Below are 23,525 nucleotides of genomic sequence, written 5' to 3'. Positions count from 1 at the left end.
GACTGAAGTGAAATATCTGGTGGAGTTCGTCGAACGCGGGGAGGTGGAGCAGAGCACCATCTTCGCCCAGCTCAAGTGCGGTGTTGAAGAGGCCAAGATCCTTCAGACGATGGCGCGCCGCTACATCACCGGGCAGGAGGACAGCGGGGTGCTGGAGCTGCTGCAGGAGCTTTTCGGGGAGGAGGAGTACGGCTACCTCGCCCACCTCGATCAGATCAAGAACCTGCTGGAGCTCGGATGGATCGCCCAGCAGAGCTTCACGCCGCTCAAGGTCAGCGAGGCGTGCAACCTGGAGCTGCTCAATACGCAGGTCGCGCTGAGCACCCCGTTCCTGCGGCTGCTGGAGCTGGGGTCGCTGGAGATGACGCTGCCCGAGATCAAACCCTACGAAGACCACCTGGAGTACCTCCAGGATCAGTTCTTCCGCATCGAGCTCTACCAGAAGATCAGTACCGTCCGCCACCAGGGCAACGAGCAGTCCCTCTCCATCCATCGGCTGCAGAACAAGCTGGAGATCCTCGAAAAACGGATCGGGGAGCGGATCGCGCAGACGACGTCGGAGATCGCTCTGGAGAAGTACCTCCGTACCAGCGAGCTCGAAGGCAAGGAGGAGGTGATCTTCCTGGCGCTGCTCAAAGAGGAGTACAGTGCCGGCGACAACTCCCTGCGCGAAATGACGGCACTGATCGACCTGATCAGCAGCGACGAGTACGACCGTATCCGCAACCGCGCCCTGCTCGAAGAGGGCTCCAAACTGCTCACCGAGGAGATCATCGACTACGAAGAGATGCTCAACCCCTTCGGCGGGATCGCCCGGGCCTTCTATATCGTCGACGAGGTGCTGCAGAACATCATGCATCCCCAGAAAAAGAAGAAGGTGCACAAGCTCAAACTCGACATGCTCATCAAGGAGCAGGAGATCTTCGAACTGATCGATCCCATCACCTCCCTCGACGACGTCGTCCTCAACCCTTCGACGCGCCGGGTGCTTGATAACCTGATGCATCAGATGGACAAGCGTGTCGTGCAGCGGCTTGTGGAGTGGGGGGTCAAGAACAAGAAGCAGGGCGTGGATGCACGCATCATCTTCTATGGCCCCCCGGGTACCGGTAAAACGATGACGGCCTACTCCCTCTCGAAGTCGCTCAAGCGCCAGGTGCTCAGTTTCGACTGCTCGAAGATCCTCTCCATGTACGTCGGCGAGAGCGAGAAGAACGTGCGGAAGATCTTCGATACCTACAAGGAACTGACGGAGAAGACGAAGACGGAACCGGTCCTGCTGCTCAACGAGGCCGACCAGTTTCTGAGCGCGCGCTCCTCCGGCACGGGCAGCAGCGCCGAGCAGATGCACAACCAGATGCAGAACATCTTTCTCGAGCAGATTGAAAGCTTCAAGGGGATCCTCATCGCGACGACGAACCTGCTGGAGAACATCGACAGCGCCTTTTCGCGCCGTTTCAACTACAAGATCGAGTTCAAGCGCCCCGACCGCGAACAGCGCCGCACGCTCTGGGAGAAGATGCTGCCGGTGAAAGCACCCTATGCAGAAGATTTCGACATCGAAAAACTTGCCGGGTACGACCTCAGCGGCGGGCAGATCAGCCTTGTCATCAAGAATACGGCCTTCAACGTCGCGACGATGGAGGAGCCGCTTTTTACCCTGGAGGCTTTCGTCGAGGAGATCGAAAAAGAGAAACGGGGTACCTTCGATACGGAAAAAGCGATGGGATTCCTGCAGGGGTGAATTTTTCATCATACCCCTCTTTTTCTTTGCTACAAAAAGAAACAACACCTCCCGCACCCCCATTTTTGACCTGTTTCCATCGGTGACATGCCCTCCAATTGGGAAGGCCGAATTTAGGGGATTTAATGACCTTTTCGCTATATTGCTTGCAACTGTTTTGATATAGAATCTCGCTTGGAGAAAGCCCCGATTTTCGGGGATTTGTCCGGTGTGATACCACTAGAAAAGGTAGGATACATGGAACATGTAGGTGTTGCTCACCCCTATTTTGGGGTCTTTATCCTCTTCGTGCTGACCTTCGGTGCGTTCTACGGAACGACGGTCCTGGCGCGATGGGCCAGTCGCGCAATGGCGGCAAAAGATACGGAGAAGATCAAACTTTCCATCTACGAATGTGGACCGGAAGTGACCAAACAGCCCAACAGAATCTCGCCGCAGTTTTACCTGTTCGCGCTGCTGTTTCTGCTGTTTGACGTGGAGATCGTTTTCATGTTCCCGTGGGCAATCGACTTCAAACTGCTCGGTTGGTTCGGCTTTGCGGAGATGATGCTGTTCATCCTGCTGCTGGCCATCGGTTTCGTGTACGCTTGGAAGAAAGGAGCGCTTGAATGGCACAACATCAAGTAAATTTCATGCAAGACGGCGGGCTTCCCGTCGCATTGACGACCGTCGACAAGGTGGTCAACTGGGGGCGCTCGAACTCGCTTTGGGCGCTGACGTACGGTCTGGCCTGCTGCGGGATCGAGATGATGGCCTCGGGGGCGTCACGCTACGACTTCGACCGCTTCGGTACGATCTTCCGCGCTTCGCCGCGCCAGTCGGAAGTCATGATCGTCGCGGGAACGCTGACAAAGAAGCACGCGGAGTTTATCCGCCGTCTTTACGACCAGATGACGGAACCCAAATGGGTCATCTCCATGGGCTCCTGCGCGAATACGGGCGGGATGTTCAATACCTACGCCACCGTGCAGGGGTGTGACCGCGTTATCCCGGTCGACCTCTACCTGCCGGGCTGTGCGCCGCGTCCGGAGACACTGCAGTATGCGGTTTTGATGCTGCAGAAGAAGATCCGCCGCGAAAAGGCGATCAAAGCCCAGAAACCGAAAAGGCTGCTGTGATGAGACGCTATACCCCGAAAGACGACGTACAGGCAAAGCCTTACTATACGGACCGCTACTGGGTCGCACCGCAGGTCGCGAAAAGCGACGTCAGCGAAGATGAGATCTTCGCGGCGGACCTCGAAGCGATCAAAGCGAAATTCGACGTCAGCGAGGCCTATATTCAGGTCGAGCAGATGGTCGTCTACATCAAACCCGAGGACAACTACGGCGTGCTCGAACTGCTGCGCGATGCGCTGGGATATACCCAGCTCTCCGAGCTGAGTGCCATCGACTGGCTCGCAGAAAAAGGGCAGTTCGAGGTCTTCTACCAGATGCTCAGCATGTCCAAGCGCAAGCGCCTGCGCATCAAGATGTTCATCGACGAGACCGAAGCGGTCAACAGCGTCGAGAAGCTCTTCCGCAGCGCTGACTGGAGCGAGCGCGAGATGTACGACATGTTCGGCATCAAGCTCAACAACCACCCGTTCCCCAAACGCATCCTGATGCCCGACGACTGGGAAGGGTTCCCGCTGCGCAAGACCTACCCGCTGCAGGGCGACGAGTTCGCGGCATGGTACGAAGTCGACAAGATCTTCGGCAAAGAGTACCGCGACGTCATCGGGCCGGAACTGCGCGATCCGGCGGAAGTCAACCGCTACGATACGACGCGTTTCGCCCGCCTCGGCTATGAAGTGCCGAAAGGGACGGATATCTCCGAAGGCGAAACGAAACGGGGCCTCGAACTCCAGGAAGAGGGCGGCGTCTTCATGATTTCGAAATTCCACGAAGAAAAATCTGTCGTTATTGAAGACAGAGACAGATAAGGCGAGCAATGCAACAGACGAACCGATTACGACCGTTTTTTGAAAATATCACCTTTGAGCGTGACGACAACGAACTCGTGCTCAACTTCGGACCGCAGCACCCCTCCGCGCACGGACAGCTGAGACTGATGCTGCACCTCCAGCAGGAGCAGATCGTCAAGGCGCACCCGGATGTCGGCTACCTGCACCGCGGGATGGAGAAGATGGCGGAGAACATGATCTACAACGAGTTCATGCCGACGACAGACCGTATGGACTATATCGCCTCCTCATCCAACAACTACGGCTTCGCCCTGGCGGTTGAGAAACTGATCGGCCTGGAAGTGCCGCGCCGCGCGAAAGTCATCCGGATGATGCTGCTCGAGGTCAACCGCCTGATGTCCCACCTCTTCTGGCTGGCGACGACGGCGCTCGATATCGGGGCGATGACGGTCTTCCTTTACGCCTTCCGCGAACGCGAATACCTGATGGACCTCGTCGAGGATTACTGCGGGGCGCGCCTGACGCACGCGGCGATCCGTATCGGCGGCGTGCCGCTTGACATTCCGGACAACTTCCTGGGCGACCTCAAAAAGTTCCTGGATAAGCTTCCGCAGAACATCAAGGACTACGAGGACCTGCTCGACCAGAACCGTATCTGGAAGATGCGTATGGAAAACGTCGGGACGATCTCGACGGAGATGGCCCTCTCCTGGGGCTGTACGGGGCCGATGCTGCGCGCTTCGGGCGTCCAGTGGGATATCCGTAAAGAGGAGCCGTACGAACTCTACGACGAAGTCGAGTTCAACGTCCCGTGGTCCGACAAGGGCGACAACTACGCGCGTTATAAGATCTACATGGCCGAGATGCGCGAATCCGCGAAGATCCTCTACCAGACGATCGACATGTACGAGGAGACGGTCAAGAATAACCAGACCGAACTGATGGCCCATGCGCCGCAGTACATCTCCGCGCCGAAGCTCGACATCATGACGCAGAACTACGCGCTGATGCAGCACTTCGTCCTCGTCACGCAGGGGATGCGCCCGCCGGTCGGCGAGGTGTATGTCCCGACCGAGTCTCCGAAGGGAGAGCTGGGCTACTTCATCAACAGCCAGGGCGGTGCATACCCGTACCGCCTGAAACTGCGCGCGCCGTCGTTCTGGCACACGGGGATCCTCACCGATCTTCTCCCGGGCCACTACATCCCGGACGTCGTCTCCATCATCGGAACGACCAATATCGTCTTCGGCGAAGTCGACCGTTAATAAGGAGCGCATGAATGTTACGTTACGACCTTAGACATCTGCATAATGAGTTTGATGGCCGCATGATGGAGATCATGCAAACGGCTCCTGCGGGCGAAGTGATCATCTTCCTGTTCGAAGTGGGTGACTTCTCGCCGGTACAGCGCAGTGCCGACCTGATGAAAGAGCAGGGCTACGAACTGCTCAATTCGTTGAAGTTCAACGAAGTCGACTGGACCCTGGTTGTCCGTAAATAAGAGGAAGAAGAGTTGAGTAAAGTCTATTTCTCCACGTGGAAATCGGAGCAGATCAATAATATCGGCAAATCCGAAGCGGCGTGGGAAGAGAGTGCGTACAAGCTGCCGATGCAGTACAACGAGCACAGCGATGCCAAGGCCTTTATCGGCTGGGACGGCGTGGCGCTGTACGATCCCGAAGTGGATGTTGTACGCCTGGCGACCGAGTACGCCGCGCAGTACCAGGTCTACTCCGAGGCGTGCGGGCGCTGTGCCCCCGGACGCTGGGGCGGACGGATCCTGTACGACCTGCTGGACAAAATTGCCCGGGGCGAAGGTGCGCTTAGTGACATGGATCACCTCAAAGAGGTTGCGCGCAATATGCAGCTCACTTCCAAATGCGAGATCGGCAAAACCGTGCCGAACCCGCTGCTGGACCTGATGACGCATTTCGAAGCGGACTTCCTGGCGTGCATCGACGGGCAGAAGCCTTCCAAGCACTACAATGAGGAAGTCGGCTACATCGCCAAGATCACGGCGCCGTGTACGGACGCCTGTCCGGCGCACGTCGACATCCCGGCCTACATCGAGGGCGTCCGCGACCTCCGCTTCGACGACTCCCTGATGGCCACGCGCCAGACGATGCCGCTGGCGCACACCTGCGGCCGCGTCTGTCCGCACCCGTGCGAAGACGAATGTCGTCGCACGAACCTGGACGAACCGATTGCGATCATGGAGCTCAAGCGCCTCGGCGCCGATTACGAGACGGACCACGGTTTCGGCTTCTTCCACCCTTCAGAGCAGAAGCCATCGACGGGCAAGAGAGTCGCCGTTATCGGTGCGGGCCCGGCGGGTCTCACGACGGCATACTACCTGGCCCTCGAAGGGGTGCACTGCGATGTCTACGAAGAGCTGCCGGTTCTCGGCGGCGAAGTCACCGTCGGCGTCCCGGAGTACCGTATGCCGTGGGACAAGTACGAGAAGGATATCGAGGCTGTCAAGGACCTCGGCGTCAACTTCATCACCAACAGCCGCGTCAGCGCGGAGATGATGCGCGGGTTCGAAGAGGAATACGATGCGGTGATGGTCGCGACGGGCACACGGATCTCCAAGAAGGTGCGCTGTGACAACGAGCGCCCGGAGATCACCGGCTACTGGGGAGCGATCGACTTCCTCGACCGTGTGAACCTCTATGTCAAGTTCGGGATCACCCTCACCGAGGAGCAGAAAAAAGAGTACGCCATCGACAGCGACTACGTCGACCTGACGGGTAAAACCGTCGTCTGTGTCGGGGGCGGCTTTACCTCGATGGACGTCGTCCGCTGCTCCATCCGCGCCGGCGCGAAGCGTGTCGTCATGCTCTACCGCCGCGATGAGAAGACGATCATCCGCAATACGACCTACGAGGAGTACCACGAAGCGGTCGAAGAGGGTGTCGAGTTCATCTTCCACTCCGCGGTCAATGCGATCGTGGATGAAAACGATGTCCTCAAATCCCTTGTCGTCGACAAATTCGAACTGGTCCCCGACCCCGATGGCGGCCGTCCGCAGCTCGTCAAGATCGAAGGCGCCTCTTTCGATATGGAGTGCGACTACCTGATCCCGGCGGTTTCCCAAAGCGCCGACCTCGACCTGCTCCCGGAGGAGTGGGAGATCGAGATGACCTCCTGGGCGACGATCAAGACCAACGGCAAGGACTACATGACCTCGCGCAAAGGGATCTTTGCGTCGGGCGACTGCGAATACGGCCCGATGACGATCGTCAACGCCGTAGGGCAGGCGAAGCGCGCCGCTTCCGTCATCGCCCGCTACGTCCAGAACGGCGAGATCACCCTGACCGACGAAGAGGTGATGGAAGACCAGCTGCGCAAGATGCGGGTCTATGACAAGAACGAAAAGGTCACCGGCTGGCTGCCGGGCCTGCCGCGCCAGCACAGCGAGGTCGTCGACGTCGATATCCGCAAGGTCAACAACATGGAAGTCAACTTCGGCTTCACGCAGGAGCAGGCGATCAGCGAAGCTGAACGCTGTATGCGCTGCTACTATATCGCGATGGTCGCGAACTAAGGAGGCCGGATGAGTGAAATGATCAACTTTACCATTGACGGCCGCAAAGTCCGTGCGAAAAAGGGCGAGACGATCCTCAAAGTCGCCCGCCGCGAGGGGATCTATATCCCGACGATGTGTTACCTGGAAAAAACGAACCCGGCGGCGTCGTGCCGACTGTGCGTCGTGGAAGCCGAGGGCGTCGACGGGATGGTCCTGAGCTGCCAGACACCTCCGACAGAGGGGCTGGCCGTCATTACTAACAACAATGTCCTGCACGAAGAGCGTACGAACATCATGCGCCTCTACGACGTCAACCACCCGCTGGAGTGCGGGGTCTGCGATAAATCGGGTGCGTGCGACCTGCAGAACAAGACGCTGGAGTTCAACGTCGGCTCCCAGAACTTTACGGCGAAGGAGCAGTCGCGCAAGATCGAGCACTGGGGATTGGTCAACTACGATCCGAACCTCTGTATCATGTGCGAGAAGTGTACGCACGTCTGTAACGAAGTGATCGGCGACGATGCCATCGAACTCAAGTTCGGCGGCTACAAATCGACGATCATCCCGAAAAACAGCGAGCAGCTCGACTGTACCTTCTGCGGCGAGTGTATCGCCGTCTGTCCGGTCGGCGCGCTGGTGAGTGCGGATTTCCAGTACAAGGCCAACGCCTGGGAACTGGAACGTATCCCCTCTACCTGTGCCCACTGTTCCGCAGGCTGCGCCCTGGAATACGAAGTGAAGACCTCCGGCGCCGCCAAGCCGGGCGAAGAACGGATCTTCCGCGTTACGAACAACTTCGAATTCGCCTCCCTGTGCGGGGCGGGCCGTTTTGGCTTCGACTTCGATGTCAAAGGCGAAAAAGAGGGCAAGGCGTTCGTGGCGGCCCTTGAGGCCATCAAAGGCGCCGAAGCGATCCGCTTCTCCTCGATCATCACCAACGAAGAGGCGCTGATCCTTCAGCGGATCAAGGAGAAGACGGGCCTCAAGCTCTATAACGAGGATGCGCGCCGCTACGGCGCCTTTGTCGACGCCTTCGGTTCGACGGCGGATGGCAAAGCGGAACTCGCTACAATGGCTGACCTCAAAGCCAGCGACGGCATTATCGTGCTGGGCAGCCGCATCGGGACCGACAACCCGGCGCTGCGCTACGCGATGACGACGGCGGCCCGCCACCGCGGGGCGAAAATCGTCTACATGCATCCGCTCGAGGATGCATTGATGCAGAACATCGTGACGCAGTTCATCAAGTACGAAGTCGGAACTGAAGAGGGTGTCATGGCGCTGCTGGCGCAGGCGCTGCTCGCGGATGCCGAAACGAACAAGACGACCGAGGCCTTCCTCGCGGCGCTCGATGACGGCTACCTCAGCGCCGAGAGCAACGTCGGCGAAGAGGAGCTGGCCCTGATCGGCAAGCAGTTCAAGCGTGCCAAGGCGAAAACCCTTGTCCTGGGCAGCGACCTCTTCGCCCATCCGCGTGCGGAAAACATCGCGAAACTGGCCGGACTGCTGGCGCGTTTCGGCGGCTACAGAGTCGTCGTCGCGGCGGCGGAGGTCAACAGCGTCGGGGCCTCGCTGGTGTGTGAGCTTGATGCGGACAGCGGCAGCAACGGCGGTGTGGTCGGTTACAACGCGGCCGGCGACTTTGTGATCGGGGCGGATAGCGATGCGGATCTGACGGTGGCGGCGATGAATCAGCAGGAGGGAACGGTGGTCAACCTCGACCGTCAGCTCCTGCCGATGAACGTCGCGGTCGGATTCGACGGCTACGTGCTCAACGACCTGGCCAATGCCCTGGGTGTCGGCAAACGCTACACCATCGATTTCACGCCGGAACTCCCGGCGGAAAAAGGGTTCAAGCGGGTTGCCTTCGATGCCCTGGAGAACTTCTACTCTCCACTGGGCGAGGACACGCGCGGGTACCGTTTGGAGAAGGTCAAGAAACCGGCGGCGCAGCAGTGCGACGAGGTCGAGGACCTTCCGGAGTTCAACGGGACAGTCGTTTACGCCTGCAACCCGGTCCTGCAGTTCAACCAGTTTACGGCGCGTACGGCGCAGCTGGAGAAAACGTCGGAGCTGCGCGGCAGCGAACAGTTTGCGGTTGCGGCACGTCTTAAAGACGGCGACCTTGTCGTGATCGGCAGCGGTGACGCGGCCCGCGAACGCCGTTTTGTCATCGATTCCAGCCTGAAGGGGACGATTGCCCTTGAACCGACCTTCGATCGCGGTCTCTCCGTGGACCCGGGGGCCTACAGGTTTGAGAAAGTCAATATTATGAAAGCGAGCAATGATGAGTAAAATCACTATCACCATCGACGGGCGGCCGATTGAGTGCGAAGAGGGCGAATATATCCTCAATGCCGCCCGGGCCAACGGTATTTTCATCCCTGCCATCTGTTACCTGACGCGCTGCAGCCCGACCCTGGCATGCCGGATCTGTCTGGTAGAGGCCGATGGCAAGCAGGTCTACGCCTGTAACGCCAAGACCAAAGACGGAATGGACATTACGACGACGACCGACAACATCGAAACGGAACGCCGTTCTATCATGGAGGTCTACGACGTCAACCACCCGCTGCAGTGCGGGGTCTGCGACCAGTCCGGCGAGTGCGAGCTGCAGAACTACACCCTGGAAATGGGCGTCGATTCGCAAAGCTACACCATCGCCGACGTCGAACGTCCCATCAAAGACTGGGGCCACCTCCACTACGATCCGGGCCTCTGTATCGTCTGCGAGCGCTGTGTCACCGTCTGTAAGGATATGATCGGCGACAACAGCCTCAAGACCGTCCCGCGCGGCGGCGAGGGGATCGATGCGGCGTTCAAAGAGAGCATGCCGAAAGATGCCTACTCTATGTGGAACAAGCTCAACAAATCGATCATCGGCCTCACCTCCGGCGAAGAGATGCTTGACTGTACCTCCTGTGGCGAGTGTGCGGCGGTCTGTCCGGTCGGCGCCCTCGTCGATACGGACTTCGTCTATACAACCAACGCATGGGAGCAGCAGAAGATCCCGGCGACCTGTTCGCACTGTTCGGCAGGCTGCCAGCTCAATTACGAAGTGAAGCACACTTCCGTCGCGAGCAATGAGGAGAAGATCTACCGTACGAGCAACGAGTGGAACTATGTCTCCCTCTGCGGCGCCGGACGCTACGGCTACGACTTCGAAAACCGCGGTGTCGAAAAAGACGAAGCGGCCTTCGGCGCGGCGCTTGCGGCCTTCGAGAAAGCGGACACGATCCGCTTCACCAGCACGATCAGCAACGAAGAGGCGCTCATCCTGCAGAAGCTCAAGGAGCGTAAAGGGTACCGTCTGATAAATGAAGAGGCGCGCACCTTCAAAGCCTTCCTCGATGACTACGCCGACGTCAGCGGTCAGCAGCTCTACGGCGGCGACCTGAAGCTGGCGCACGACGCGAACTTCGTCGTCTCCGTCGGTACGGCCCTCAAATCGGACAACCCGAACGCCCGCTACGCTTTCAACAACGCCATCAAGATGAACAAGGGTGCAGGTCTCTACTTCCACCCGCTCGCCGACCCGGTCATCGAAGGGATCGGCAAGGGGGTCTTCCCTGTCTACCACAAACCGCTGCGCGAAGAGGCGGCGCTCTACCTGATCCTCGATCTCTTCGGGGACAAAGAGACAATGCCTGCCGACGTTACGGAGTACCTCGCTTCTTTCCATACGCTCAAAACGATCACGGTCGAAGAGACGATCAAAGAGAAGGTCGTTGAGAAAGTGATGGTCAAGAAAGTCAACGAGGAGACGGGCGAAGAGGAAGAGGTCGAAGAAGAGAAGACGACCATGGTGCCGAAGAAAGTTTCCAAAGAGGTCGAAGTCGACGAGAACCGCCTGCTCGACCTGCTCGATATCGACACGAAAGCGTGGGAAGACTTCCTGGATAAAAACCTGAAGAAAAAAGACGCCTTCGCGCTCATCGCGGGTCCGGACCTCTATACGCACCCGAACGCGAAGAACCTGGCGCGCCTGCTGGCCCTCGTCGAGAAGTTTACGGACTTCAGCCTCACGATGATCCCACCGCTCTCCAATACGCTGGGCGTCGCACTCATCTGCGACCTGGACGCGGAAGCGGGCGATTACAGCATCGGTTACAACACGGCGGGCGACTTCGTCCTCAGCGCGTTGGGAGGAGGCGACCTCGACATGCCGGCGATGAACCAGCAGGAGGGAACGCTGACCGGAATCGAGAAGCGCGTCAACCCGACCAATGCGGCGCTGCCGTACGGCGGGTACGTGCTTAACGACATCGCCAACGCCCTCGGCCTCAATGCGCGCTATACGATCGACTACACGGCGCAGCTACCGGCCACTGCCGGATTCGAAGCGCGCGAGTTCGACAGCCTGCCGAACCGTTTCGACAACGACGGCACGGAAGTCCGCGGCTACGCGCTGAACAACGTCGCCGTTGCCGCCGGCGATGCCTCTGCCCTGAAGATCGACGAGGCGCTCGCCCTTGAGGGCGAAAACGTCATCTACGCGGCCAACCCGGTACGCCAGTTCACGGCGTTTACGATGAAGCCGCACCAGCTGAACGAAGAGAGCGGTATCTACCTCTCGCCGGCGCAGCTTGAAGCGACGGGACTGGCGGCAGGCGACACCGTCCGCGTCACAACGGCATCGGGCGAACTGAACCTGAACGTCGTCGAGGACAACAAGATCGACGGCAGTGTCATGTGCGTCACGACCTTCGATCCAAACATCAAAACAGAGGAGCTGTTCAGCGCATACCGCTTTGCGACAGCATCCATTCATAAGGAGGGGTAAATGGATACAGCATTCATTATCGAGACGCTCGTCAAGATCGTCGTGGTACTGCTGGTCTTCTCGGCACTGGCCGGCTTCGGAACCTATTTCGAACGTAAAGTGCTCGCATTTATGCAACGCCGTCTGGGACCGATGCACGTCGGACCGTACGGTCTGTTGCAGATCGCGGCCGACGGGATCAAGCTCTTTACCAAAGAGGATATCGTTCCGTCGGGCGTCGTCGGACCGATCTTCAAGATCGCGCCGGTCATCACGGCGGCAACGGCATTCATGGCGGCGGCGGCGATCCCGTTCCTGCCGGAATTCACGCTCTTCGGCTACACGGTTCACCCGATCATCGCCGACGTTAACATCGGGATCCTCTATATCCTGGGTGTGATGGCGATCGGTCTTTACGGCCCGCTGCTCGGCGGTATGGCGTCGAACAACAAATGGTCGCTCATTTCCGCGGCGCGCGGCGCGGCGATCTTCATCTCCTACGAGGTGGTCACCGGTCTGGCGCTGCTCGTGCCGCTGATGATCATCGGGTCGCTCTCCTTGCTGGACTTTAACGAGTACCAGGCCGCAAACGGCTGGATGGCCTTCGCGCACCCGATGGGCTTCATCTCCTTTATCCTCTTCTGGATCGCGGCCTTCGCCGAGACGGGACGGACACCGTTCCACCTCGTTGCCAACGACCACGAGATCATCGACGGTTTCGGTACGGAGTATTCGGGGATGCGCTGGGGCCTCTTCTTTATCGGGGAGTATGCGAACATGTTCTTCATCTCCTTCGTCATGGCGATCGTCTTCCTCGGTGGCTACGGCGACGGTACGGTGATGGGCGCGCTGGGGCTGCTGCTCAAAGTGGCGTTCTTCTTCTTCTTTTTCCTCTGGACGCGTGCGGCATGGCCGGATGTCCGTCCGGACCAACTGATGTGGCTCTGCTGGAAAGTGCTGATGCCGCTCGCGGTTATCAATGTCGTCGTCACCGGCATTGTGATGATGTTTTAAGGGGTCGTGATGAGTCTGGAACAATTTACTGACAGAAACGTGCAGCAGCACTACTTCAAGGTCGATATCGAGGACTATCCGGAGACAGGATGGGACCGGTTCAAACAGGTGGTCAAACGCGGGCTCAGCGGTGAGCTCTTCGTCGGCCTCTGGGTCGTTATGCGCGAGATGATCAAATTTGACATCCATACCGTGCAGTACCCGAAAGAGAAGCTGCCGATCGGGCCGCGCTACCGCGCCGTCCACGAGATGCAGCGCCTCTTCGAATCCGGTACGGAGCGCTGTATCGGCTGCGGGCTGTGCGAAAAGATCTGTATCTCCGACTGTATCCGTATGGACACGCGCATCGACGAGAACAGCCGCAAAGCGGTGACGGAGTATACGATCAACCTCGGCCGCTGTATCTTCTGCGGCTACTGCGCCGAAGTCTGCCCGGAACTGGCGATCGTCCACGGGCCGCGCTACGAGAACACCTCGGAGCAGCGCGAGCACTTCATCCTGTTCGAGGATATGCTGACCCCGATTGACATGGCGATCAAGGGCGAGCAGAAAGAGTACCCGGGATTCGGTGCCGTTACCCCGAACGAAGATGCGCGTGTCAAGAAGACGCCGCTGGCGTATTAAGGAGCCTGAATGGAAACAATTGCATTTTACCTTTTCGCGGTCCTGACCATCGCGATGTTCTCCTACACCGTTATGAGCAGCCAGGCCCTTTACGCACTGAGCTCCATGGCGGCGGGGATGATCATGATCTCGGCGTTCTTCTTCCTGCTGAACGCGGACTTCCTGGGCGTCGTCCAGATCATCGTCTACACCGGTGCGGTCATGGCCCTGTACGCCTTCGGTATGATGTTCTTCGATACGACGCGCGCGGTCAAAGAGCATAACACCTCCAAAGTGATCGTCCTGACGCTGAGCGTCCTGGCAACCCTGCTGGTCGTCGCGATCTTCGCGATGCCGATCGCGGCGGAGAACATCAGCGCGGCCTTCCCGGTACCGGTGGGTGTCGAGAACCCGAAAGCGGTCGGTATCGTCCTCTTTACCAAGTACCTCGTCCCCTTCGAGGTTGCCGCCGTGATGCTGCTCGTCGCGATGATCGCCGGTATCGTTATGGCCGGCAAAAAGATGGACCGCAGCTTGACGAAGATGAAAGAGGAGGAGATCACGATGATCCGCCAAGAAGAGACAGAGCAGAAGGTGACGTTATGATGGAAATCGGACTGACACATTACCTGGTACTCGCGACGATCCTGTTCGCGATCGGCCTGGTCGGCGTGATGCGCCGCAAGAACCTGCTGATGCTCTTTATGGCGTCGGAGATTCTGCTCAACGCCGTTAACGTCGCTTTTGCCGCCATCGGTCACTACTACGGCGACCTGACGGGGCAGATGTTCGCGTTCTTCGTCATCGCCATCGCGGCGTCCGAAGTCGCGGTCGGCCTCGGCCTGCTGATCATCTGGTACAAGCGTACCGGTACGATCGATCTTGATACTATGACATCGATGCGAGGGTAATAAGAATGGAAATGTATCTCTATATTGCACTGTTCGCACCATTTGTCGGCTCGCTCTTCGCGGCGCTGTTCGGTGCGTCACCGAAAACGCTCTGGACGGGGGTCGTCACCTCGGCGCTGCTTTTTGCATCGTTCGTCTCCAGCGTCACACTGTTTGTTTACCTGCTCCAGGGCGGTGAACCGATCCATACGGAACTGATGACCTGGATGGAGACGGGAAGCCTCTACATCCCGTTCGGCTTCGTCGTCGACCAGGTGAGCGCGACGATGATGATCGTCGTTACGACGGTCTCGACGGTCGTTCACGTCTACGCCATCGGCTACATGGACCACGACAAAGCGTTCAACCGCTTCTTCGCATGGCTGTCGGCGTTCGTTTTCTCCATGATGATCCTCGTCATGAGCGACAACTTCGCGGGGATGTTCATCGGCTGGGAAGGCGTCGGTCTCTGTTCCTGGGCCCTGATCGGTTTCTGGTACCACAAAGAGTCCGCCACCTGGGCGGCGAACGAAGCGTTCATCATGAACCGTATCGCCGACCTCGGGATGCTCATCGGTATCTTCCTGCTCTACTGGCACACAGGCAGCCTGCAGTATGACGCCGTCTTTGCCGCGGTGCCGAACCTCGACACCGCCGTCGTCACGATGATGGGGATCTTCCTCTTCGTCGGTGCAATGGGTAAATCGGCGCAGTTCCCGCTGCACACCTGGCTTGCGGACGCGATGGAAGGTCCGACGCCGGTCTCCGCGCTCATTCACGCGGCGACGATGGTTACGGCGGGGGTCTACCTCGTCGTCCGTGCCAATCCGCTCTACAGCCTGATCCCGGACGTCGGCTACTTCATCGCCGGTCTTGGCGCCTTCGTCGCGATGTTCGCGGCAACGATGGCACTGGTCAACCGCGACATCAAGCGCATCATCGCCTATTCAACGCTGTCGCAGCTGGGCTACATGTTCGTCGCGGCGGGCCTGGGTGCCTACTGGGTGGCACTGTTCCACCTGATGGCGCACGCCTTTTTCAAAGCGCTCCTCTTCCTCGGTGCGGGTAACGTCATGCACGCGATGAGCGACGAACTCGACCCGTTCAAGATGGGCGGGCTCTACAAAGTGATGAAGTGGACGGCGATCCTGATGATCCTCGCTTCCGTCGCCCTGGCCGGTATCTGGCCGCTGGCGGGCTTCTTCTCCAAGGACAAGATCCTCGAAGTCGCCTTCAGCAGCGAGCACTATGTCATCTGGGCGGTGCTCTGGATCACGGCGGGTCTGACGGCGTTCTACTCCTTCCGTCTGATCATGCTGACGTTCTTCTCCGGCGAAGAGCGTTACAAAGAGCACGGCTTCCATCCGCATGAAGCGTACAAGTTCATGCTCTGGGCGATGGCGCCGCTGGCGGTCCTGGCCGTCATTGCAGGCTGGTTCGAGCATCAGTTCGTCCACTTTGTGACGGAGCTGCTGCCGACGTTCACGTTCCATACGCACCACGTCGAGATGATGCTGATTGCCGTCACGTCGCTGATGGCCATCGGCGGTATCGTCGTCGCGATCCTGCTCTACCGCAACGGTCTGCTTAACCCGAAACTGCAGCAGACGGCGGTTTACAAGATGCTGTTCAACCAGTACTACATTCCGAAGTTCTACGATGAGTTCTTCTCCAAGCCGTATGCGGAACTCTCCAAGCTCTTCTGGAAACAGATCGATCTCAAAGTCGTCGACGCTACCGTCGACCTGATCGCGACAACGATCTACAAAACAGGTGAGGGGACGCACACGATGCAAAACGGGAACCTCTCATCCATGCTGCGCTGGATGGTCATCGGTACCGTTGGCCTCCTGGCGATTGCAGTCCTCTACATCAAGCGTTATGACATTTTTGCGCTGATGCAGATGGTATTCCCAGGTTTAGGAGCTTAACCGATGTTTGATCATATTCTTTCGATTCTGATTTTCTTCCCGGCACTGGCCGGTATGCTGGGCTTTATCGTGTCCAAAGAGAGCATCCGCGCCTACGGGATCACGGTCAGCGCCATCGAGTTCGTGCTCTCCCTGGTCATGTGGTACGTCTACGACCCCGCTGTCAGCGGCATGCAGTTCATGGAACAGTTCGCCCTCATCCCCGCCTTCGGCATCAACTACCTCCTGGGGGTTGACGGGATTTCACTGTTCATCATCATCCTGGCGGCGTTCTTTACCCTGATCGGTATTGCGTCGCTGACGGAGACCCGCCGCGTCAAGGACATGATCATCACCCTGCTGTTCCTGCAGATGACGATGGTCGGTGTTTTCGCGGCCCTTGATGCGATTGTCTTCTATGTTTTCTGGGAACTCTCTCTGGTCCCGATGCTCTATATCATCGGTGCCTGGGGCGGGCCGCTGCGCATCTACGCGTCGATCAAGTTCTTCCTGTACACCTTTACAGGGTCGCTTGTCATGCTCGTCGGTATGCTTTTCATGGCCTACTTCTACTTCCAGGCGACAGGGCAGTGGAGCTTCTCTATCCTCGAGTGGTACCGCCTGGTCCTGCCGGAAAACCTGCAGCTTTGGCTCTTTGTAGCCTTCTTCATCGGTTTTGCGATCAAAGTCCCGATGTTCCCGTTCCATACATGGCTGCCGTACGCCCACGGGCAGGCGCCGACGATCGGTTCGGTCATCCTGGCGGCGATCCTGCTGAAAATGGGGACCTATGCGTTCGTACGTTTCTCCCTGCCGATGTTCCCGGACGCTTCCGTCTTCTTTATGGTCCCGGTCGCGGTCATCGCGATCATCATGATCATCTACACGGCGATGGTCGCCTATGCGCAAGAGGACATCAAACAGGTCGTTGCATATAGCTCCATCTCCCACATGGGTGTCATCATCCTCGGTACCTTCGCAATGAACGTCGAGGGGATCAGCGGTTCGGTCTTCCTGATGATCGGGCACGGGGTCGTCTCCGGCGCGCTCTTCCTTTTGGTCGGCGTCATCTACGACCGCCGCCATACGAAGCTGATGAGCGAGTTCGGCGGTCTGGCGCAGGTGATGCCGCGCTACGCGACGATCTTCGGGATCATGATGATGGCCTCCGTCGGCCTGCCGCTCACGATTAACTTCGTCGGGGAGTTCCTGAGCCTGCTCGGCTTCTACTCCCAGTCGCATATGATGACGCTGCTCGCCGGTACGGCGATCATCGTCGGCGCGATCTACATGCTTTCCGCCTATAAGAAGGCGTTCTTCGGCGACGTGACCAAAGAGGAGAACAAGACCCTCAAGGACGTCAACAAGAAAGAGCTGGTCGCTCTGATCCCGCTGGCCATTATCGCGGTCTGGCTCGGTGTCTACCCGAAACCGGTCCTGACGCCGATCAATAACTCGGTCGAATCCATCGTTCAGCTGATGCACGAGAAGGCGATCACGCCGGAGGCAAAAGCAGCGATCCCGAACCCGGCCGAAACAAAAATCGCTATGGCTTCCGTCACGGAAGTCGAAGTGGACGTTGAAAGGGAGGCAGAATAATGTTGGAAGCTGTCAATGTATCTTTCGGTGAGCTGAACCTCGCCACCCTCGCCCCGATGCTCATCGCGATCACGGGCGCGCTCTCTATTCTGGTTGTCGACCTGGCAAAGAGCGGGCTGCACAAGTCCTTCTACGTTATGGTCTCCTTGCTGTTCCTGCTGCTCGACTTCGGCTCCCTCGTCGATTTCGCCGGTATCTTCACGGAAAACGGGACGATGCTCGGTTTCTTCAACGTGATGCTGATGGACGGGATCTCCATCCTGTCGCAGCTCATCATCGTCGGTGCGTCGATGCTCTTTATTCCGCTGGCCCTGACGTCGAAGCGTTTCCACGAGTACAACTACCCGGAGTACTTCTCGCTGTTCCTGTTCATGATCGCGGGCTTCCAGTTCATGGTCGCGACGGACAACCTGATCCTCGTCTTCGTCGGCCTCGAGACGGCGTCGCTGGCGCTCTATACGCTGATCGCCCTGCATAACCGTTCCAAGTCCTTTGAAGCGGCGGTCAAGTACTTTACAATGGGTGCGCTCGCCGCCGGCTTCTACGCCTTCGGTGCGATGATCTTCTACGCGATCAGCGGCTCGGTCGAGATCCATACGATCGCCGAAGTGATGGCGGCGGACAGCTTCGCCAACATCGGTTACGCCCTTGTCGGTACCGTCTTCATGCTGGCGGCGCTGGGCTTCAAGGTCTCCCTGGTACCGTTCCATACGTGGACACCGGACGTTTATGAGGGTTCCAGCGCGGCACTGGCGGGCTATATGTCCATCGTACCGAAGATCGCGGGCTTCGTTGTCGTCATGCGTCTGTTCGAGTTCATGGTCCACAGCGAAGTCGTCTGGCTTCAGGTGATCCTCTACGGCGGCGTCGTCGTGACGATGACCGCGGCGAACATCTGGGCGCTGGTCCAGACCGACGTCAAACGGATGCTGGCCTACAGCTCCATCTCCCACGCCGGTTTCGTCCTCGCGGCGATCCTGATCGGTACGACACAGGCGAATACGGCGCTCTTCCTCTACTGGGTGCTCTTCAGCTTCACGAACCTCGGTGCCTTTACGATGCTGTGGGTCAACCGCCAGAAGCACCTGCTGCCGGGCCAGAGCTCGGATCATCCGTACGAGAAGTTCGCCGGTATGGTCAAGATTATGCCTTTTGCGGCGGTCCTGATGGGTCTGTTCATGCTCTCGCTGGCGGGGATCCCGCCGTTCGGCCTCTTCTGGGGTAAACTCTACATGATCAGCTCCGCGGTCACTGGCGGCTATACGGTCCTGGCGCTTATCATGGCGCTCAACTCCGCCATTGCCGGGTACTACTACCTTAAACTGATCATCTATATGTTCATGAAAGAGCCGGTCATCCATGGCGTACACGAGTACTACATGATGAACGCCTCGCTCTCGCTCAAGACGATCATTGGGGTGGCAGCCTTCGTGACGATCTTCGCCGTCATCGCGGTCAACCCGCTCATCGAATTTATCGCGACCCTCGTCTACAACTCCGGGTACTGACCCCGGGGCGGCGTAGCCGTCGCCTTTTCTTCTTTGTCGGCGCTTCGCCGTTCTGTTTCCGTTTACTACCGATTTTATTAAAGTGCTACAATGATGCCATGAGGCTCTGAATATGCGATGGGCATGCTTGGGGCAACCGGAATTCCTGAGAAGGAGCTACGATGGATACGGAGACGCCCGACTCACTACAGCGCGGTCTGAGCAGCGAAGAGGCCGAAGCCCGTCTTGCGCAGTTCGGACCCAATACGATCGAGGAGAAGCAGGCCTCCTGGGCGGCCCGTCTTTTCAAACGCTTTTGGGGCCCTATTCCCTGGATGATCGAGACCGCCGCCGTTCTGGCGCTGAGCGTGCGGCGCTGGGAAGAGTTCACCATCATTATGGTCATGCTGATCGTCAATGCGGCGGTCGACTTCTACCAGGAGTCGAAAGCGCTGAACGCGATCGAGGTGCTCAAAAAGAAGCTGGCCCGAAAAGCGCTGGTCCTGCGGGACGCGGCATGGAAAACGATCGATGCCTCAGCGCTCGTCCCCGACGACATCATCAAGATCAAGATCGGCGATATCATCCCCGCCGACGCCAAACTGCTCAGCGGAAGCGACTATATCCAGGTCGACCAGTCCGCATTGACGGGGGAGTCCCTCCCCGTTGAAAAAGAGGTCGGTGACGACCTCTACGCCAACGCGATCATCCGCCAGGGGGAGCTGATCGCCCATGTCACGGGCACCGGATCGCACACCTATTTCGGAAAAACAGTCGGGCTCGTTGCCAAGGCGGAACGCGAAGGGCGGAGCCACTTTCAGAAAATGGTCGTGCGGGTCGGGAACTTCCTCATTCTACTGACACTGGCGATGATTGCCGTCATCGTCTACCACGGGGTGCAGAACAACGAACCGACGGTCGAGCTGCTGATCTTTTCACTGGTGCTGACGATATCGGCCATCCCCGTGGCCATGCCCGCGGTCCTCACCGTGACGATGGCTATCGGGGCACATGTCCTGGCGTTGAAGGAGGCCATCGTCAGCAGGCTTGCGGCGATCGAGGAGCTGGCCGGCATGGATGTGCTCTGCTCGGACAAGACGGGGACGCTGACGCAGAACCGCATGAGCCTGGCCGATCCCTACATTGCCGACGGTTTCGACGAAGAAGCGCTGTACGTCTACGCGGCCCTGGCAAGCAAGGAGGAGAACGGCGACCCCATTGAACGTCCTATTTTCGACATGATCGACACCCGGGGGCTGCGGGAGCGGCTGACGCAGTGGCAGCTCAAGAAATTTCTCCCTTTCGATCCCGTTCATAAACGTACGGAGGGGATCTACGACGGCGGAGATTGTGAGCTGATCGTCACCAAGGGGGCGCCGCAGATCATCATCGAACAGAGCGATGCGCATGAGTTTGACCGGCAAAAGGCGTACGAGGGGGTACAGCTGTTCGCGGAGAAGGGATTCCGTACCCTGGGGGTCGCTTACCGCAAATGCGAAGAGGATGTCTATCACTTTGTGGGGCTTCTCCCCTTTTTCGACCCGCCGAGGAGCGATTCCAAACTGGCCGTCACGGAGGCGGAGGCGAACGGGATCGACGTCAAAATGGTGACGGGGGACAATATTGCCGTCGCGACCTATATCGCCCGGCTGCTGACCATCGGGGAGCAGATCGAGGACGTCCGGGCGCTGAAGGGCGAATCGATCGAGGAGTATCTCTACCTCTCGAAGGTATTGACCTCGGCCATCACCGAGGCGGTGATGCCGCATGCCGCTACAGCCGAAGTGGATGCGAAAGTGAGGGAGATCCTGCAGAAGGTACAGCGCGAGCTTTACAACATGCCGATACCGAAGGGGGCGGTGAAGAAGCACGAATCGGAGATCATCGCCCTGATCGAGGCGGCGCACGGGTTTGCCCAGGTCTACCCGGAGGATAAGTATTTCATCGTCGACGAACTGCAGAAGGCAGACCATATCGTGGGCATGACCGGCGACGGGGTCAACGACGCTCCGGCACTGAAAAAGGCGGACTGCGGTATCGCGGTCGACGGGGCGACGGATGCGGCGCGCGCCGCGGCCGATATCGTGCTGACGGCGCCGGGCCTGCACGTGATCGTCGACGCCATCAAAGAGGCGCGGCAGATCTTCGAACGGATGAAGAGCTATACGATCTTCCGCATCGCCGAGACAATCCGCGTCATCATCTTCATGACGCTGGCCATCGTACTCTACGACTTCTACCCCGTGACGGCGCTGATGATCATCATCCTGGCGCTGCTCAACGACATCCCGATCATGACCATCGCCTACGACAATACCAAAGTAAGGCAGAGACCGGTACGGTGGGATATGCGGGAGGTGTTCGTCCTGGCGAGCTGGCTGGGGATCGCCGGGGTGCTCTCCTCGTTCACCCTTTTCTGGATCACGATGTCGCTGATGCATCTGCCGCTCGATTTCGTGCAGTCGCTCTTTTTCGTCAAGCTCATCATCGCCGGGCACGGCACGATTTTCAATACGCGTATCGATGAGTGGTTTTTCCGCCGTCCTTTCCCCTCGGCACCGCTGCTGTCGGCCTCGCTGCTCAGCGCCGCCGCCGGGACCGTCGTCGGCGTTTACGGATTCGGCGTGATGGTACCGATCGGTTGGGGGGCCGCCGCCGCCGTCGGGGCATACGCTTTCATCTGGTTCATCTTCAACGATGTCGTAAAAATGGCGGTTTTGCGCTATTATCGTAAACGGTTCGGCATCGCAGTGATCTGAGGGACAGACAGACGGAACACAGGACGCTGAGGTGGGGTGATGCCTTTTTGAGGAGTCGATAGATGGAAGAGTACTTTGACAGCCGGCTGGCGGATTTTGCCCTGACGGCGATGTTCAGTTTCCTGATCGGTCTGGAGATCAAGACCTACCGGCTCCGGTTCCATCCCACCGACCAGGAGCATACGTTCGGCTCGGCACGGACCTATACGTTTCTCGGCATCCTCGGTTATCTTTGCTGGCTGCTCGGTATGGCCCCCTATCTTGCCGCGATGGGAGGGGTGACCCTGCTGTTCGCGCTCTTTTACGTCCAGCAGCTCAACAAAGGTCGCCCGTCGATTCTCTTCTACCTCGCGGCGCTGCTTGTTTATACCCTCGGGCCGCTGTCGGAACGTTTTGCCATCTGGCTCCCTTCACTGGTTTTCGTCCTGATGATCTTTCTGCTCAACGCCAAACCGCGCCTGCAGGCGTTGTCCAAGAGCCTCAATGCCAATGAGCTGGAGACCGTCGGCAAAATGGTACTACTCTCGGCCGTCATTTTGCCACTGCTGCCGCATCAGCGCATCGGGACGTTCCTGCCCTTGTCGCCTTTCGAGCTCTGGAGCGCGGTCGTGATCGTATCATCGATCTCGTATGGCGGCTACCTGGCCCAAAAATACATCTTTCGCCAGCGAGGGTATCTGATCGCCGGGTTGATCGGCGGGCTCTACTCCAGTACGGCGACAACGGTCGTGCTCTCGCGCAAGGCCGCCGAGATCGGGAACCGGCGCCTGATGACGGGGGCCATCGTCGCCGCCTCGGCCATGATGTACCTGCGCCTGATCGTGATCGCCCTGATTTTCACCCCGGAGGTGGCGCGGGCGCTTCTGCTCCCTTTTATGCTCTTCGCCCTGGCGGCCTTTGCGATTGCCGCACCTTATGCCCTGCGGCAAAGCAGGGAGACGGTGCCCGTGGAAGGGAGTGTTGACAGAAACCCGCTGGAGCTGGGGACCGCATTCCTCTTTGCCGCCCTGTTTGTCGTAATGATGGCGGCGACGCAGCTCGTGACGGCCCATTTCGGCACGGGCGGGCTGCAACTGCTCTCCTTTGCTGTCGGCTTTACCGACATCGACCCTTTTGTCCTGTCACTGCTGACAGGCCATGAGGCGCTGAAAACGCCGGTGATCGTCTCATCGGTGATGATCGCCGCAGGCAGCAACAATCTGCTCAAAGCGATCTATGCCGTCTGGTTCGGAGGTTTTGCCGCTGGCCGGATTGCCGCGCTGTGGCTGCTGCTGCTCGGGATGTCGACCGTGGGCGTGGCGTTTATTATCTAGGAGAAGGTC

Annotated in this window: 18 protein-coding genes; all 18 read left to right on the top strand. The window is 58.7% G+C overall.

The genetic code is table 11. The features are described 5' to 3' along the window. Positions 1 to 7: 7 nt before the first annotated feature. The 18 genes from LOH54_RS11395 (at position 8) to LOH54_RS11310 (ending at position 23,516) form a co-directional block, all read left to right on the top strand. Positions 8 to 1,744 carry an ATP-binding protein gene (locus LOH54_RS11395; RefSeq protein WP_231019203.1) on the top strand — a complete coding sequence of 579 codons (1,737 nt, stop codon included), beginning with the start codon at positions 8 to 10 and terminating at the stop codon, positions 1,742 to 1,744. A gap of 237 nt (positions 1,745 to 1,981) precedes the next feature. Next, entirely contained in the window at positions 1,982 to 2,371 is a 390-nt protein-coding gene (locus LOH54_RS11390) for an NAD(P)H-quinone oxidoreductase subunit 3 (RefSeq protein ID WP_231019202.1), read from the top strand. Beyond that, positions 2,353 to 2,862: a NuoB/complex I 20 kDa subunit family protein gene (locus LOH54_RS11385; protein WP_231019201.1), complete on the top strand. Its 510-nt coding sequence runs from the start codon at positions 2,353 to 2,355 to the stop codon at positions 2,860 to 2,862. The genes LOH54_RS11390 and LOH54_RS11385 overlap by 19 nt, the downstream gene beginning before the upstream one ends. Then, the gene (locus tag LOH54_RS11380; protein WP_231019200.1) at positions 2,862 to 3,668 is read left to right on the top strand and encodes an NADH-quinone oxidoreductase subunit C; all 807 of its coding nucleotides are present in this window, start codon (positions 2,862 to 2,864) and stop codon (positions 3,666 to 3,668) included. Before LOH54_RS11385 ends, LOH54_RS11380 begins: the two co-directional genes overlap by 1 nt. A gap of 8 nt (positions 3,669 to 3,676) precedes the next feature. Next, entirely contained in the window at positions 3,677 to 4,915 is a 1,239-nt protein-coding gene (nuoD, locus tag LOH54_RS11375) for an NADH dehydrogenase (quinone) subunit D (RefSeq protein ID WP_231019199.1), read from the top strand. 14 nt (positions 4,916 to 4,929) lie between these two features. Next, complete coding sequence (locus LOH54_RS11370) at positions 4,930 to 5,151, top strand: NADH-ubiquinone oxidoreductase subunit E family protein (RefSeq protein ID WP_231019198.1); 222 nt, start codon at positions 4,930 to 4,932, stop codon at positions 5,149 to 5,151. Between the two features lie 12 nt (positions 5,152 to 5,163). Beyond that, positions 5,164 to 7,197 carry an FAD-dependent oxidoreductase gene (locus LOH54_RS11365; RefSeq protein ID WP_231019197.1) on the top strand — a complete coding sequence of 678 codons (2,034 nt, stop codon included), beginning with the start codon at positions 5,164 to 5,166 and terminating at the stop codon, positions 7,195 to 7,197. A 9-nt stretch (positions 7,198 to 7,206) separates the two neighbouring features. Continuing rightward, on the top strand, positions 7,207 to 9,474 hold the full coding sequence (locus LOH54_RS11360; protein ID WP_231019196.1) for a 2Fe-2S iron-sulfur cluster-binding protein: 2,268 nt from the start codon (positions 7,207 to 7,209) through the stop codon (positions 9,472 to 9,474). Next, a complete protein-coding gene (locus LOH54_RS11355; protein ID WP_231019195.1) occupies positions 9,467 to 11,962 on the top strand; it encodes an NADH-quinone oxidoreductase subunit G in 2,496 nt (831 codons plus the stop codon). The genes LOH54_RS11360 and LOH54_RS11355 overlap by 8 nt, the downstream gene beginning before the upstream one ends. Continuing rightward, complete coding sequence (gene nuoH / locus LOH54_RS11350) at positions 11,963 to 12,955, top strand: NADH-quinone oxidoreductase subunit NuoH (protein WP_231019193.1); 993 nt, start codon at positions 11,963 to 11,965, stop codon at positions 12,953 to 12,955. It begins immediately after the preceding gene. 9 nt (positions 12,956 to 12,964) lie between these two features. Further along, complete coding sequence (nuoI, locus tag LOH54_RS11345) at positions 12,965 to 13,579, top strand: NADH-quinone oxidoreductase subunit NuoI (RefSeq protein ID WP_231019192.1); 615 nt, start codon at positions 12,965 to 12,967, stop codon at positions 13,577 to 13,579. A 9-nt stretch (positions 13,580 to 13,588) separates the two neighbouring features. After that, positions 13,589 to 14,164 carry an NADH-quinone oxidoreductase subunit J gene (locus LOH54_RS11340; protein WP_231019191.1) on the top strand — a complete coding sequence of 192 codons (576 nt, stop codon included), beginning with the start codon at positions 13,589 to 13,591 and terminating at the stop codon, positions 14,162 to 14,164. Further along, complete coding sequence (nuoK, locus tag LOH54_RS11335) at positions 14,161 to 14,469, top strand: NADH-quinone oxidoreductase subunit NuoK (RefSeq protein ID WP_231019190.1); 309 nt, start codon at positions 14,161 to 14,163, stop codon at positions 14,467 to 14,469. Before LOH54_RS11340 ends, nuoK begins: the two co-directional genes overlap by 4 nt. Before the next feature lie 5 nt (positions 14,470 to 14,474). Then, positions 14,475 to 16,379 carry an NADH-quinone oxidoreductase subunit L gene (gene nuoL / locus LOH54_RS11330; protein ID WP_231019189.1) on the top strand — a complete coding sequence of 635 codons (1,905 nt, stop codon included), beginning with the start codon at positions 14,475 to 14,477 and terminating at the stop codon, positions 16,377 to 16,379. A gap of 3 nt (positions 16,380 to 16,382) precedes the next feature. Further along, on the top strand, positions 16,383 to 17,957 hold the full coding sequence (locus LOH54_RS11325) for an NADH-quinone oxidoreductase subunit M (RefSeq protein WP_231019188.1): 1,575 nt from the start codon (positions 16,383 to 16,385) through the stop codon (positions 17,955 to 17,957). Beyond that, positions 17,957 to 19,465 carry an NADH-quinone oxidoreductase subunit NuoN gene (gene nuoN / locus LOH54_RS11320; RefSeq protein ID WP_231019187.1) on the top strand — a complete coding sequence of 503 codons (1,509 nt, stop codon included), beginning with the start codon at positions 17,957 to 17,959 and terminating at the stop codon, positions 19,463 to 19,465. The genes LOH54_RS11325 and nuoN overlap by 1 nt, the downstream gene beginning before the upstream one ends. Before the next feature lie 161 nt (positions 19,466 to 19,626). Beyond that, positions 19,627 to 22,203, top strand: coding sequence for an HAD-IC family P-type ATPase (locus LOH54_RS11315; protein WP_231019186.1), 2,577 nt, complete (start codon positions 19,627 to 19,629; stop codon positions 22,201 to 22,203). 62 nt (positions 22,204 to 22,265) lie between these two features. Continuing rightward, positions 22,266 to 23,516, top strand: a complete 1,251-nt coding sequence (locus LOH54_RS11310; RefSeq protein WP_231019185.1) for an MgtC/SapB family protein — start codon at positions 22,266 to 22,268, stop codon at positions 23,514 to 23,516. Positions 23,517 to 23,525: the final 9 nt, after the last annotated feature.

The organism is Sulfurimonas sp. HSL-3221, assembly GCF_021044585.1.
Classification (GTDB): domain Bacteria; phylum Campylobacterota; class Campylobacteria; order Campylobacterales; family Sulfurimonadaceae; genus Thiomicrolovo; species Thiomicrolovo sulfuroxydans.
Note: the sequence above shows the minus strand (reverse complement) of the source record. Positions and strands in the feature narration are given on the sequence as shown.

What these genes read in the sequence shown, in the direction of transcription:
- LOH54_RS11390 (WP_231019202.1), top strand. Translation starts at nt 1,982, where the DNA reads ATGGAACATGTAGGTGTTGCTCACCCCTATTTTGGGGTCTTTATCCTC.
- LOH54_RS11385 (WP_231019201.1), top strand. Translation starts at nt 2,353, where the DNA reads ATGGCACAACATCAAGTAAATTTCATGCAAGACGGCGGGCTTCCCGTC.
- LOH54_RS11380 (WP_231019200.1), top strand. Translation starts at nt 2,862, where the DNA reads ATGAGACGCTATACCCCGAAAGACGACGTACAGGCAAAGCCTTACTAT.
- nuoD (WP_231019199.1), top strand. Translation starts at nt 3,677, where the DNA reads ATGCAACAGACGAACCGATTACGACCGTTTTTTGAAAATATCACCTTT.
- LOH54_RS11370 (WP_231019198.1), top strand. Translation starts at nt 4,930, where the DNA reads ATGTTACGTTACGACCTTAGACATCTGCATAATGAGTTTGATGGCCGC.
- LOH54_RS11360 (WP_231019196.1), top strand. Translation starts at nt 7,207, where the DNA reads ATGAGTGAAATGATCAACTTTACCATTGACGGCCGCAAAGTCCGTGCG.
- LOH54_RS11355 (WP_231019195.1), top strand. Translation starts at nt 9,467, where the DNA reads ATGAGTAAAATCACTATCACCATCGACGGGCGGCCGATTGAGTGCGAA.
- nuoH (WP_231019193.1), top strand. Translation starts at nt 11,963, where the DNA reads ATGGATACAGCATTCATTATCGAGACGCTCGTCAAGATCGTCGTGGTA.
- nuoI (WP_231019192.1), top strand. Translation starts at nt 12,965, where the DNA reads ATGAGTCTGGAACAATTTACTGACAGAAACGTGCAGCAGCACTACTTC.
- LOH54_RS11340 (WP_231019191.1), top strand. Translation starts at nt 13,589, where the DNA reads ATGGAAACAATTGCATTTTACCTTTTCGCGGTCCTGACCATCGCGATG.
- nuoK (WP_231019190.1), top strand. Translation starts at nt 14,161, where the DNA reads ATGATGGAAATCGGACTGACACATTACCTGGTACTCGCGACGATCCTG.
- nuoL (WP_231019189.1), top strand. Translation starts at nt 14,475, where the DNA reads ATGGAAATGTATCTCTATATTGCACTGTTCGCACCATTTGTCGGCTCG.
- LOH54_RS11325 (WP_231019188.1), top strand. Translation starts at nt 16,383, where the DNA reads ATGTTTGATCATATTCTTTCGATTCTGATTTTCTTCCCGGCACTGGCC.
- nuoN (WP_231019187.1), top strand. Translation starts at nt 17,957, where the DNA reads ATGTTGGAAGCTGTCAATGTATCTTTCGGTGAGCTGAACCTCGCCACC.
- LOH54_RS11315 (WP_231019186.1), top strand. Translation starts at nt 19,627, where the DNA reads ATGGATACGGAGACGCCCGACTCACTACAGCGCGGTCTGAGCAGCGAA.
- LOH54_RS11310 (WP_231019185.1), top strand. Translation starts at nt 22,266, where the DNA reads ATGGAAGAGTACTTTGACAGCCGGCTGGCGGATTTTGCCCTGACGGCG.